This window comes from Porphyromonas uenonis 60-3 (genome assembly GCF_000174775.1).
GTDB classification, from domain to species: Bacteria; Bacteroidota; Bacteroidia; order Bacteroidales; family Porphyromonadaceae; genus Porphyromonas; species Porphyromonas uenonis_A.
On sequence record NZ_ACLR01000246.1, the window covers coordinates 13,382 to 27,097 of the forward strand.

Here is a 13,716-nt window from a genome sequence, read left to right on the forward strand (position 1 = left end):
TCGCCTCTGTGGTAAACACTATATATGTGACGACTGGGATATAAGAGCAGACACTCGCCCTCCCTAAAACCACCTTGATAGTTTACCCTCTGGCACAAAGTGCCGTCAGGATTCCATACTTCGTGAACACCATCGGGGTAGCCGTCTTTATAAGGCAAACGCTCTCTGAGCGTGCCGTCAGAATAACGGCTTTCACAAACACCCGTATAGGGTTGTCCATTGTTGCTATACTTTATTGTCTCCATTGCTTTTCAATCTCGCCAGTCACTAGCGAAAGCCCTGTGTTCTTCTACTGTTATATCCTGTTCTCATAACTCAATCTGATTATAGTTTATGTGACTGGGATTTACGCTCTACTTGCTCTTCCTGAGCATCCTTGAGCGTATTGTCATTGCGCTCGCCTCGTGCGTTGAGTATCGCTTGTGCTTGCTCTTGTACGGGCGAGCTGGGAACAACGATTTGGCGGGCTTGTTTTGCCAAAGCAACCATCTCTGCTTGCGCCTTCCTGACAGTCTGGAAGGGGTCGGATAGCGCAGTTGATAGACGCTTGTTTAGTGCCGTATCGTACACTTTGACTAGCTCCGTATAATACCCCGTAAGAGCAAATTGATGGCAAGCTTGCATAGCATCAAGGAGCTTGACGTTTGGCTCGTAGGACAATTCAACTCCTTTTAGTAACTTTGCAAGTGATATAGAGTTGCTGTTCAGCGGTTGTAGCCTTCCCTCTATGGGCGTTGCAGTCTTCGGGTTCAGCATCTCTTCAATAGAGCTACTAAGTAGCGCCACGTGATCCTCTGACATCGTTATGGTTCGTGGCTTTGGGCTTAGTAGCTCTATTTCTGTTATATCATACCCATGATATTTGCCTATCATATTTTCAAGACGCAAAACTTGAATGGTAGTTTTTACACGATACAAAGTAGAATTGATAGACAAACAGCCATAAAGCCTTTGAACTTTTTCTATCGCAGGGTCACTTGGAGATGTAGCTATTCGATTATTACCTTCTACCTTTTTTCGATCACGATGTTCCTCTAAAAGTAACGATGATTTTATTAGAGGAACAACATAAGGGATGGCTTTAATATAAGCCTTTTGAAGGCCTATTTCGTAGTTGCTTATTGAATGAAGCAACTTGTCCCTAGACTTGTTACTAATCCGTACCTCTCCAACACCTTCGGGAGTTTCTGATTCGGAAAGTAGACGTGGCAGACGTGCTATCATTTCTCGAGCATCAAAATAGTTGAGGTCAAGGTTGGGACTGCTATGTATAACAGCCACCTCAGTATTAGGGTCTAGACTTGACACTTTCAACTTCTCGTCGTAATCGGACGGAAAGGGCAATAGGATATTCTCCTCCATAATGTAGCTTGTTTATACTTTGCGACCTTTAGACTGCTCCCTAGACTGATTCTGCTTAGGAGCATCTTTATCGTTTGGGATTAACCGCATCTCTCTCTTTTGAGCTTGCTTGGTCAAATCTGTTGGGTCGTACTTGCTGTATCGAACCCTCTGAGTAGACGCATCGTAAGAGACATAGCTGTTAAAGCTCTTCTTCGTTCGAGAGTTTTTCAAACCCTCTAGATAGAGCGTCTCACCTTTAGCCAACTTGTCTTGCGCCTCCTTGGTCAACACCTGACCACTGATCATTGTCGGGACACCATCGGCTCGCCTCGTACCTAAGACTTGCTTCACGTCCGTTGGCGGGAACGTGAACGACATTGCTCGCTTGCAAGCGTCAACTTGTATAGTGGCTGTATACTCTTTACCCTTCGCACTTACACCTGAGAAGGACAAAGGCTTGCCAGCTCGTAGTGTCGCTCGTTGGTCTGGAGAGAGGTCTACACCGCTAATCGTTTGAGGTATATAAACTCTAGCCGTTGGAACATACACAAGGGTATTGGTATCTTCATCAACAGAGATATAGGCAGAAAACTCTCGCCCATCAGCTCCCTTGAGCTGTGCGACTCGTCCCAAGTGACCAGTTTCTAGCAAGCTCTCCTTATCCTGATCGGTAAAGGAGCAACACATATAGGGTGCCTCTAGATTTAGCTCTTTGCGGACACAACGGACGGAGATACTCTCACTCCCATCGGGTTGCGTACGTAGGGTTAGTCGCCCCTCCGTCCTAATATCAATGTCGCCAGTCTTGATGTGAACAGGCAAGAGGTCCGTGGGCTTAAAGGACAGGAGGTTCTCCAGCTGTCCTCGCTCCTCCAGTATTTGCTTAGACAACCCTAAGCTCGCCAGCTTAGCCTCCAGGCCGTCTGTAACCGTAGGAGCTTCTAGATAGTCTTGCGGACGCACCCTGCTATCCTTTATATACTCCCCGTGATTCTTTGGGTCAGAGAGTGCTTGACGCAGATTATCTATGCCAGCGGATATGCCCTTAATGCCCTGAGATAGCACAGGTACAAGCCACAAACGGTAGTTGCCATTCTTTGCAAAGCGAATGAAGTTGCGCAAAAACGGCTCCAAGAGCGGTATGTCGTAGTCTTTATCAATAGTAGGCTTAGGCTTGCCTGATTTGCCCGTCTTCACCGACTGACCTGACGGTTCTTTCTCAAACTTAGGCACAGCCTGTGCTGTATCGTCCGTTAAATCCGACACAGACACGCCATCAATGCTTCCATCGTTCGCAATAGAGCGGACAACTTGCATATCGCCTACGTCATCGCCATAAGACACCCGTGAGCGGTCTTCAGCAACTAGAATATAGTTGTCAGCACCGTAAGACAACTCCTCCTTTGCCCTTTGCTCATCAAGCGCAGAAGGATTATCGGGAGAGACTTCAAACTCTCTGTTGTCATATTCTGTAGTAGACATGGATAGTATATTTATAGTTTAAGTGATTGATATTTTCGCTCCTCCTGCTCCTCCTGAGCATTCTTGAGCGTATTGTCATTACGCTCGCCTCGTGCGTTGAGTATCGCTTGCGCTTGCTCCTGCACGGGAGAGCTGGGGACAACGACTTCCTGACGGGGAGCATTGTAGAAGGTACCACTGTAGGTGTGACACTTGCGAAGGGGTCGCAAAGACGAAATATCAGCGTCAAGGCGATCCATAAAATCCTCAAACGAAATAACCTCTTTGGGACTACTAGCATCAGTCCACTCAAAAAATAGACCACTTGTGGAGAAGTCTATGTGTGTAAAACCACTTTTTTTATAATCCTCCTCCATTTGTTTTCTACTCCAAGGTGCAGCGCAGAAATGCGAGCCTCTTGCTCGAAGTTCCGTTAGCACTACTTCAAACTGTTCCTCTGTCACCCTAACCTTGTAATCTAAACTCATAATTCAGTTGTTTTATAGTTCGTACTTCTCAGTCTAGCATCAATCTCAAGGTGAAGGTCGTTAGCCTCTATTTGAGCTAAGACCCTCTCCTGTTTTTTCGTCATATTTTTAAGCTACTCTTATTCACCTGAGCCTCTTGCTCTTGCTTCTGAGTTGATTTGACATCACCTCCCCGAGCATCGAATATCGCTTGAGCTTGCTCTTGTACGGGAGAGCTGGGTACGACAATCCTCGGAGCCTCAGATTGAAGTGGTAGCTCCTTATATCCGTATTGCCTCTTGATATTGTCTACAACTTCGTTGGCGACCTTCTGCTCAGCATCTGACACGTACTTGTTTAGCGCAACAACCGCCTTGCGGTCGTCTGTCTTCGCAATGGCATCTAGGAGGGGTATTAGCTCTTGCTTGTCTAAGCGAGACGAAGGATAATCCTTACACAGATTGTCGGCCAACTGCTCAATCTGCTTGGGAGTGCGTATGTCACTAGAGAGATAGTAGACTACATCGTCTAGCTCCTTGGCGGGCTTTGAGGTGTAGTCAATAACTCCCTTGTCTGCATACACAGGGGTGTACACAACATCTAATGATATGAATTTGCCCTCATACTCTTTTAGGTTAAAAGACGGAGGATATGGATATGCCTTGGATATTTTAGACAAAGCACCTAAAGCAGGGACATTGTTTGAGTCGAGATCATTCGTAGAAACGAGAACACAGCGATTTTCTGCTAAAGACAAGGAATGTTCAGCAAGAAGCTGCTCCTCAAAAGCCAAAGAAGACTTTGTAGGCAAATAATACGGAATATCAATCGGGTGAACAGGCTCGAGGTCTTGGTCGGACAAGCCTACGTCATATAGCTCACCAGCCTTGAGAACCTCCGAATACTCTTTGCAGTAAGGGCTATCCTTAGATAGTAGACTAGCCTCAAAGTTGGGATTTGTAGCGTCCTCATACAAGAGACGGTCTATAACCTCCTTAGAGGCATCTGTATTGTCGGCTTTAAGAACCGTATATTCATTAGAAAAACCTCTAGGGGAGATGTAATAATAAGACATTTCTAACACCTCTGAATTAGCGTCAAGACTAGCTTCTTGCTCATCTTCTAAATCCTCTTCTAAAAAGGATCGCGTTTCCTCTAGATGGTCTGCGATAAGTTCGTTGCTGTTGCCTTGCAAAAAAGCTTCTAACTGCTCTTTTGTCAAGTCCTCAGACCAATCCTCTAAGGTATTCTGTATGTTTTCCTCTAGATGGTCTACAACGAAGCTAGCACACTGCTCTGTGACAAGCCAAACTGCACTGTTGTAACGAGGGCGATCTAGTGTAATGGATTCCCCACGTTCATCTTCGATGTCATATATAAAGTCCTCAATATCGTCTATGTGCTTTGTGTAAAACTCCTTTGTGGCGCATATAGAATAGTCAGACAATACTCCAGACCCGCACCCGTGAGTGCTTATATCTTCTACTCCAGTCACAGGGTTGTCATACCTAGACATATGGTCAAGTAGAAATTCCTGCATATCGGCAGAAAACGAACGGTCGGAAAGACCCGTCTCTTCAAAAGTGCGGGACAAAGCCTCTTTCATAACAGCCTCATTGAAATAGTCGGCGGGAGTAAAGCCTAGATGATAGTATCCAGCGTCTGTTAGCTTTTGCAACTCGTTCTTGCACCACTGCATATCGTCTAGCAGGTCTTGCAAGTCTCGTGGTTCACCCCTGTTTGCTCCATACCAAGCCATTGCCTCGTCATTTACATCGTACGATGACAACTGAGCATTAAGGTCGTCAAGAGCATCTCTGTAGTCTAGAGGCTTTATAAGCTCTATCGTGAAGTCTTGCCCATACGGGGAAAACTTCTGAAGAGTTATATCTCCGTCTTCATCTTGAGTGAAGTTGAAACCTTCTTTTGTGGCAATATACTCTAGTCGGTCTTGCCAGTTGTCTGTTGTATATACTGTAAAATCCATTGTTATACCATTGTTTAAGGGTTAATTTATTGTTCTACTTGTTCTTCCGACTGTTGCTAGGGAACTCAAAACTCGTTTTCCCCGTATTAGGGTCAAGTACGAGGTAAGCACTAAAGGTCTTACCCGCTTTGCTCATAAGCCCTTTGAGGAGGCTGGTCTTACCGTTAGAGAGCAACTGCTTGCAATGTTCTTCTGTAAGCGGTACTCCCGCAACGGTGCGCCACACGCTAAACTGGCAACCATCATTCTGACAGCGCATACTCTTACTATATATACGGACGCTTTCTTGGTGACACAAAGGACAGATGTAGTTAGTACCTAGCGACACAGAAGTGGATAGTAGCTCGTCGGTAATCTGCTTTGTGTAATCCTCTATTTGAGAGTTAAAGGTCGTTGGAGGCAGGTTGCCAGCCTCTATCTCTGCTAGAGACTTCTCCCACTGACCCGTTAGTTCGGCATTACCTATGAGACGTGACTTGACTAAGTTATAGACGACCAGTCCTCGCTCTGTAGGTATGAGCTGATTCTTTTGCCTGACAGCGTAATTCTGACGCAAGAGCTTCTCGATGATACTGGCTCGTGTAGCTGGTGTACCCAAGCCGACGTCTTGCATCGCCTCTCTAGCCTCCTTATCTTCAATCTCCTTACCTGCTCGCTCCATTGCACCGAGTAGAGTCGCCTCAGTATAGATAGGCTTAGGCTTTGTCTCACCCTCTTTAAGGGTTGCCTGCACCAAGGATAGTTCCATCCCATCGGCAATTGATGGTAGCGAGTTTAGAGAGACCTCGTCACTGTCAGGGTCTTCGGTCGTTTCACCCTTGACAACGCGCCAACCCTTCTTCTTGATGCAGGAGAGGGTGGTCACTAGCTCCTCACCGCCTCCCGACAAGGTCAAGGACAACAGTTCTTTGTTGGACGCTGGCGAAACAGCCTCTAGCATACGCATTGCTATCATCTTGTATATGATAGCTTCGTCCTCAGTCAGGTCTGCTGTCTCGCCCGTGGTGATGATAGCGTGGTGGTCGGTTATCTTACTGTCATCAACAGAGTGAGGGTTTAAGCCCGCTACGATAAGCCCCTGAGCATAGATTTGATACTCTTGATAAGGTAGCTGGCGGAGCAGATAGGACATAGTATCATAGACATCTTTAGGTATGTAGCGACTGCCTGTACGAGGGTAGGTCGTAACCTTCTTCTCATACAAGCTTTGCGCTATGTTGAGCGTCTGTTCAGCGGTAAAGCCTTGCTTATTTGCCTCCTTCTGCAAAGTTGTAAGGTCATAAAGAAGGGGTGGCTGGCTAGAGGTACTTTTGCGCTCTGCCTTTGTCACGGTTAGTGACGTTAGATTGCTAACAGCGTACAGCTTAGAATCTGCCAGCCCCTTGTTGGTGATTGGCTCTGGACTAGAGACGGTAAAGGTGGTCTCGCCACTCTTGACTTGGGCATTGATCTTCCAAAAAGGAGACTTGACAAAGTTCTTGTTGGATAAGTAGCGGTCGCATATCATACAGAGCGTTGGGGTCTGCACTCGTCCTAGAGACAGACCTCCACTGCCATTGCTGGCTATGGTAAGCGCACGGCTAGCGTTCATACCTACAAGCCAGTCAGCCTCGCTACGAGCCTTGCCTGCTAAGTAGAGGTTGTCATATAACTGACCCTCCTTAAGCTTGGTAAACGCATCTCGAATAGCTTGGTCGGTCATTGAAGAGAGCCACAAACGGTCAAAAGGCTTACTACAACCTAGGTAATAGTAGATGTAGCGGAAGATAAGTTCCCCCTCTCGCCCTGCATCGGTAGCTACGATGATACGCTCAGAGCTGTCAAAGCACTGTTTGATTACATTTAACTGCTTACGGGCAAAGTCATCCTCTTCATAGCCCTTACCATCTTTCTTTTTAACTTGTCGCACGACAAGCTTAAATGGCTTAGGGAGCATAGGGAGCTCCTCTCGTGCATAGCTCGTGAAGCCGTACGTTTGCGGATCTGCAAGAGCGACCAAGTGTCCATAAGCCCAAGTAATTTTGTATTGGTCGTTATAGAGATAGCCTTCGCTCTTGTGTGTAACGTTAAGCACTTTGGCTATGTCCATCGCAACCGATGGTTTCTCAGTGATTATACAGACTGGATTATTCATTGTGATTATAGTTTGTGTTTATATTCTTGCTGTTGCGTGAGGCGAGCTTCTGCCTGTTGCCCCACCTTTGGTACGTTATCTCTCTGGGCATTGAGTATCGCTTGCGCTTGCTCCTGCACGGGAGAGCTGGGGACGACTATACTCGGAGCCTGATTTTTGTAAGCCTCGAGTTGCTCTAGCTCTTCAGGTTTGCCTGACTTGACTGAGAGGTCGTTCTCAAAAAGAATCCAATGATACATTTCCCCACTCTCAGGGTCATAGTCTAGGTGCAGACCATTCTTCTTGTTGTCTTTGTAGTGGGTTTGAGAAAGAAGATTTCCACCACCGTCCCAAAGCTCGCACAAGCCATCTAGCTTGTCATCTTTGTAGTTCCAACGAGTTTGTTGACAACCATTCGGGTACCAAGTCTCAGATAGACCGTCAACCAAGCCTGCACGAAAAGGCAAACGCTTCTTGAGTTGTCCATTCTCGTGCCAACGCTTGAACAAACCGTCTAGCTTGCCAGCCTTGTAAGAGCATCGACCAGCAAGCAGTCCGTTGTCATACCACTCCTCGCAGAAGCCATCCAGCTTACCTCGCTTGTAGGTCTCACGCACGTTCAGCGCACCATTGTCATAGTAATACAAACTGACACCATCCAGCCTACCTGCCTTATACGCGGAACGCTCCTTCAGCTGTCCATTACGATGCCAGCTATAACCCATACCTTCGGCTAAGCCGTCTTTATAAAACTTGCGATGGGAAATCTGACCATTGTCGTAGTAAGCTTCCTGAACTCCTGTCAGCTTACGAGAGCGTATAACACTCTCAGATACGTGAGTATCTATACGCTGTGCAGGCAAATCATTTAAGTCTTGCTCTTGATGCTCTAGAGCGGAGACCTTATCCATATAAAACACAGCCATTGGTTGAGGGGATAGACTGTCGTCCCATATCTCATACTTACCCGTAAAAGGGGAAACAGACTTGTTCGTCAAAGATTCTTTCCAAGCAGACAAATTCTCATACCCTTTATAACAATGAGTATGTACCTGCAACGTTCCTGATTCGTCATACTCAAAATATTCCCCGTGTAGGAGACCATTTTGATAGTGACACAGCTCAGATACATTACCATTGGGGTGCCGACCAAGGTGAACTCCATCGAGCTTGCCTCGCCTGTAGTTAGCTAACTCACATTGCTGACCATTGTCATACCAGCTTTCGTACAAGCCATCCAGCTTACCTCGCTTGTAGTGCGTACGGCTACACAACCGTCCGTTATCGTGCCACGCTTCCTGAACTCCTGTCAACTTGAGTTTGTGAATTTCATTTCCTGAGAGATTGGGGTCAATAAAGTTTTCTAGATTATCCATAGAGTTATCTTGCTGTTTTATAGTCCGCATTATAATATCCTGCAAAGCCGTAGCATTACCGCCTTGAGAAAAGAAGTCAGAGACATCTTTTTCGTTCTTACTACCCGAGAGGGGCAGGTCAACACGAAAAAGGTTAGGTATATCAGGATTGTCCTCTATAATTTTTTGAGACTGGCGTATGCCTGTATCGTCCATATCATAGAGGACACCCACCGCATCAAAGCGGTCGGAAAGACCTTGTAAAAGGGTTTGAGATAAATAGGCTGTCTCACTATTGAGACAGAAGGCTGAAAAGCCGTGAGATGCAAGACTTAGAACATCTTTTTCCCCGCCTGTAAGAAGGACGTACTCTCCTTTAGAGGGTAGTTGAGCATATCCAAAGAGATAGTCGCTAGAGCGAACACCTGCATTTAAGAAGCGAACCTTGCTGTTAGGGCGATAAATCTTGACGCTATCACCAAGCTGATAGCAATACATCGGCTCTGTAGATTTATAGTGGAGTTGGTAAGGATTACCCTTACGACTGTATGATGAGAAGCTCGCTAGCGAGCTAACTCCATACCGCTCTAGTGTTTCTTGATTTATACCATACTTACCCCAAAACTCTAAGTCGTCCTCAGTGAAAGGCTGGGACTGGACACTATACTTGTCAGTCATTGAGGGTTGACTGATGAGCTGGTCAGAAGAAGGTGCTGAGACTTGTGGACGAATGGGAGCTTTAGCTAAGCTCTCCTGAGTAGTAATATCTAAGGGTAGATTTAAGTCTTGAACTATTTGAGCTAGAATCTTTGGGAATTGAGAGCTTAAGTTGTAACCAAAGAGTTCTCCAACAAACCAAAAAGCGTCGCCACCACTTCCTCCATTACCAAAGTCCTTATACCGCCAGACACCGCTGTGATCTTGGTAAATGGCACAAGAGGCTTTTTTATCATCATAAAACGGACTTCGAAAATTCTTGCGACCAATAACATTTGGCAGGTAGGCTTGGAAAATGTCCAAGCCACCACCTGTCAATTGCAAGATTTGATCTCTGTCTCCGTATTTCATAATGTTGTGGGGGTGGGGGGGAAGTGGTGACGAATCACTTTAACTAACTAACATATTGTTCTTGCCTCAAAGATAGGGGGCTAACCGCACCTTAAAAAGGGACGAGTAAATTGCGGTAAGTTGCGGTAAATCTTAGTAAGTCTAACGACTGAATCTCATCAGCATCTAGTGTGTTTCGGATCCATTCTTGATAGATATGCAGACGCAAGTCTACGGCATCTAACATCTTGTAGACTTGCTTGAGAAATTGCATATCTTCATCGCTCCAGTCGTCGGAGTTGAGCATATTCTTTGTTAGCTCGATAATCCTAGGCAGTTGGCAGTGTCGAAACTCTGAAATATTAGTTTCGGTCTCTACGAGACAGTCGAAAATATCATCGTGTAGCATAACATTACTTTCTAAGTTATTCTTCCGACGAGAGATCTCTTTGTATAGTCGCCTGACGAAGTTTCTGTAGCCATATCTCCATATTCTTCTTACTCATTGAGTTTGCCGTAGAAGCTCCCTGTGGCAATCCCATCAAGTACTCGGCATTTGCAGGTGTAGGGCGATTGAATACTTCAACAAAGTTTCTGCACCCCGCATGTTTCATCATTGACGGAGCCGAGTAATTTGCCATAGTAGTAGGGGTGTGGACGAATCCAAAATTCTCCCCATACGTATCCTTAATCCAAGTTGGTTGAACAGTAAAGAAGCGATTGATTTCTTCCTTCAGAACCTTGACTGAGTTACGGATTTGATTCTTGTGTCTATAAGCCAAGATCCGAAAAGCTGTTGCAGCAACTAATGGAGCCTGAGCATTTCCGATAGCTTTCAGCTGAGCTCTACGATTAGTAACGACCTCATTTTTTAGTTCACTAAATGGTGTAACCCAGCACCCCATATGTATTTTACCAAGACGCTCTAGACTTTCATTTACTTTACTTAGGGCGCTTGGTGTCTTAACAGCAAGCAACCAGTACCTATCACGTCTATGATCAGCACCCAGCTCACCACACGAAAGCTTGCAGTACTTAACTCTGTAGCCGATAGATTCTAGATCCATAGAGGCTGTGCGTATCGCATTAAGCGTAACATTTTCAGCAAAGACGATTGGAGCTTCGGATTCCCAGACGAACCGAAGCATTTCAGGCCAAAGGTTTTTCTCTGAGATGTTTTGACCACGGGCGACATAACTAAACGCTTGGCAAGGGAAGCCACCGCATAGAATGTCAAAAGCCCCTTTGAAATTACGTCCATTTAAGCTCGTTATATCTCCATATATTGGAAATGAATCCATCCAGCCATCTTGTTGCCTTTGCTCTAAGACTCTTTGCAGTAGTCGTCTATCTCACGCTCCGCAACACGAGTGACCTAAAATATGTCCTCCGTAGATTCCACCTCCGATCCCTGCAAATAAATGAAACTCCTTAATAGTACCCATACTTTGTTAGTTACTTTCTATGTTATTCAGCCGACGAGAAATTTCTTTGGTGACATCAGAATAAACTTCTGCGATGCCTAGCTTCCGAAACACCTCCTTGTCTAGTCGTCTGGCGAAGTCTCTGTAGATGCCACTCTGTTTGTAGATAAGCTCTCGTAGTAAGTTCTGAGCCTCCTCTACTTCCGAGCATAGGTCACAATCAAGGGTTCCTGCTATTTTGTAGCTCCCTATAACTTGTGCTGAGTTAGCTAAGATGAGCTGGCAGTTTCTAATGGACTCTAGCACACGCAACAGCTCGGAGAGGCTCTTCTCCTCCACATTAACGAGTTGTAAGTTTTTCTTGAGTTCTTCTAGTTTCATACTGTTTTATGGTTTGATATAACAAAAAGATTGAGGAGGAGTAATGCCAGGGTATGCCTCTTCCAGCAATTTTGGGACGGAGTATATATGAAACGATTTTATTTGTATAGCATAACCTGTAGTCCTTCCTTTAAAATATTCTTCAAAATATTCTTTGGAAACTCCAGACTTACCTCCAGTCTTTTCCCAAAGAGCCTTTGGAGATTCACAAAGTATATCTTGTACAGTAAATTCACCTACAATTCGGCAAACTGGACTTGAAGAATACACTATAATCTTGCTATATTACGATTCTTATATATAGTCTTTCTATATCAAAGAGTTTTCTACCTCCATAATCTCTTTGACGAAGACAGGCTTGATTGATAATAAGACTTTCATCTATTTCTCCTTTTTTGATTTGATTGATGTTAGTATATACACGTGCGCTAGGATATAGTTGGATCCCAAGTCTCATAGAGCAAGCAACAGCGCTTCAGCTCAGCAGACCCAATACGGAACCTCTTCTTGACGATGAGGCAAGCATTGAAGTGAGAACTATTTTGGCGATTGATCTCATAGGCGTGCGCTATCTGATAAGCTCGCTCTGCCTCATACAGGGCATCCTGCTCTTTGGCAAGAACTTTCAGCTCTTGCTCTGAGAGCATAGCTGGCTCCACGTCAGACTTATCGGACGTGGAAAGACGTTGCTGGGGGCGCTGTTCAAGAAAAGCTTTCACATCTGACGGTTTGAAAAGCAGTCGTCCCGTAGCCCTATTCGCAACCAACACCCCACGACTAGCCCAATTGTAGACCGTCTGACGAGCGACCTTGCAAGCTTAGCCACATCGGTGACATCGTAGTAGACCTCCTCCTCTTGACTGGTGCGAGAAGATCCATAGAGATAAGAAGACTGTCTAGCTTCGCAGAAATGTTGTTGAGCTTAGCCATAAGGTTATCTAAGGTTGTTCAGAGGATTGTGAATTACTCATTGTGTGGGAGTAGAGGTGGAACTTCTGTAGGAGTTGTTTTTGAAAACAACTATTTCAAGCATCTCATTGAATCGGTCGCTATACGAGCTTGGTATTTACGTCCAAGCTCAGACGGTGTCAAGTTGGTACTGACAAAGGTTGAAAGCATATTTTCGTAGCGGTATTCTAGCAACTCAACAACAGGGGTTGTTATGTTGCCGTACTCAACACGCTCTGTAGGTTCTTTCCCAAGATCGTCTAAAAACAGCAAGGGTAAGCTCTTCAGCTTACGAAAAGCTTGGAAGTCCTTTGAGATTGACGCTATCTCTCGAGCGTCATACATAGGGGCGGACACCAGGCGGTAGGGAACGTCCCATAGACCATTGTTGTTGGTGAAGAAGATGAGCTCTCGAATAGCGTGAAGCATAGTTGTTTTGCCGTTACCGACGGTGCCACAAAGGAGCAAGCCAAACTTGCATCTTGGATTTGTTAGGTAGTAAGCGATGTGAGCAAGAATTTGACGGAGAGTGCTATCCATCGTAAACTCTCGCAAACGTCTCTCCACGAGCACTTGAAAGCTAGCCCTAGAAGACTTTCGGCTTGCGCTGTCGTGAAGGGCAGGTTAAAACGAGGTGTAGTAGTCGCTTGCGCTCGTAGCAGTCGGAGTGCATCCTCGACGAGGATCGTATGATTTTGAGGTAGTCGCATTGTGAGGGTCTGGAGGTGAAGATTCTTTGTATTGTTTTCAAGTACTTTAGCGAAGTTTGAAGGCTTGACAAACCAATCGAAAGTGGCGTGCCAACCTCTAGCATTCTGACCATTGAGCATCTCGCTTGACACGAGATTGTCAACAGCCTCCAGCAGGGCATCTCGCCATACTCTCGAAGGCGGGCATTTAGTTCAGCTAGACGACTTCCTTGCAGAGAGCGCAACGCTGGTATGTTAGCTTGCTTTGTTGCTAGCTTGCTATTGAAGTAATCTACGAAGGCGAGAGCCTCCTGCTCCCTTAAGCCTTTATGGGGTGATACGTCCGTCAGGCTTAATTGCCCATCATCGGCTCCCAAAAATTTTGCCTCACGCGCACGGGGCTGGAGCTGGGTCATCTGAGCGAAGCGAAGATGACGAGATTGGGGGATTATAGGGGGTATAGAGTTAGGGGTTACAGGGGAAAGAGAAAAAGGGGGACG

Annotated in this window: 9 protein-coding genes and 1 pseudogene; all 10 read right to left on the reverse strand. The window is 45.7% G+C overall.

Features of this window, described 5'->3' with window-relative positions; genetic code table 11:
* Positions 1 to 324: 324 nt before the first annotated feature.
* The 10 genes and pseudogenes from PORUE0001_RS09680 to PORUE0001_RS09730 all read right to left on the reverse strand — a co-directional run bounded on the left by PORUE0001_RS09680 (position 325) and on the right by PORUE0001_RS09730 (position 12,956).
* Positions 325 to 1,362: a hypothetical protein gene (locus PORUE0001_RS09680; protein ID WP_007366270.1), complete on the reverse strand. Its 1,038-nt coding sequence runs from the start codon at positions 1,360 to 1,362 to the stop codon at positions 325 to 327.
* Positions 1,363 to 1,374: 12 nt separating this feature from the next.
* Positions 1,375 to 2,826 (reverse strand): DUF3945 domain-containing protein, encoded by a 1,452-nt coding sequence (locus tag PORUE0001_RS09685; RefSeq protein WP_007366265.1) that lies wholly within the window; start codon positions 2,824 to 2,826, stop codon positions 1,375 to 1,377.
* A gap of 11 nt (positions 2,827 to 2,837) precedes the next feature.
* Positions 2,838 to 3,065: a hypothetical protein gene (locus PORUE0001_RS10685; RefSeq protein WP_157750219.1), complete on the reverse strand. Its 228-nt coding sequence runs from the start codon at positions 3,063 to 3,065 to the stop codon at positions 2,838 to 2,840.
* A gap of 328 nt (positions 3,066 to 3,393) precedes the next feature.
* Positions 3,394 to 5,259, reverse strand: a complete 1,866-nt coding sequence (locus tag PORUE0001_RS09695; protein WP_007366274.1) for a hypothetical protein — start codon at positions 5,257 to 5,259, stop codon at positions 3,394 to 3,396.
* Between the two features lie 34 nt (positions 5,260 to 5,293).
* On the reverse strand, positions 5,294 to 7,393 hold the full coding sequence (locus tag PORUE0001_RS09700; RefSeq protein WP_007366263.1) for a type IA DNA topoisomerase: 2,100 nt from the start codon (positions 7,391 to 7,393) through the stop codon (positions 5,294 to 5,296).
* Between the two features lie 5 nt (positions 7,394 to 7,398).
* A complete protein-coding gene (locus PORUE0001_RS09855; RefSeq protein ID WP_007366275.1) occupies positions 7,399 to 9,795 on the reverse strand; it encodes a toprim domain protein in 2,397 nt (798 codons plus the stop codon).
* Positions 9,796 to 10,199: 404 nt separating this feature from the next.
* Positions 10,200 to 11,075, reverse strand: coding sequence for a DNA cytosine methyltransferase (locus PORUE0001_RS09860; protein ID WP_007366259.1), 876 nt, complete (start codon positions 11,073 to 11,075; stop codon positions 10,200 to 10,202).
* A gap of 150 nt (positions 11,076 to 11,225) precedes the next feature.
* Positions 11,226 to 11,579 (reverse strand): hypothetical protein, encoded by a 354-nt coding sequence (locus PORUE0001_RS09720; protein WP_007366281.1) that lies wholly within the window; start codon positions 11,577 to 11,579, stop codon positions 11,226 to 11,228.
* Positions 11,580 to 12,007: 428 nt separating this feature from the next.
* Positions 12,008 to 12,379: pseudogene (locus PORUE0001_RS10690) on the reverse strand (helix-turn-helix domain-containing protein); the annotation flags it as partial.
* 220 nt (positions 12,380 to 12,599) lie between these two features.
* On the reverse strand, positions 12,600 to 12,956 hold the full coding sequence (locus PORUE0001_RS09730) for a hypothetical protein (protein ID WP_050771578.1): 357 nt from the start codon (positions 12,954 to 12,956) through the stop codon (positions 12,600 to 12,602).
* Between the last annotated feature and the right edge of the window lie 760 nt (positions 12,957 to 13,716).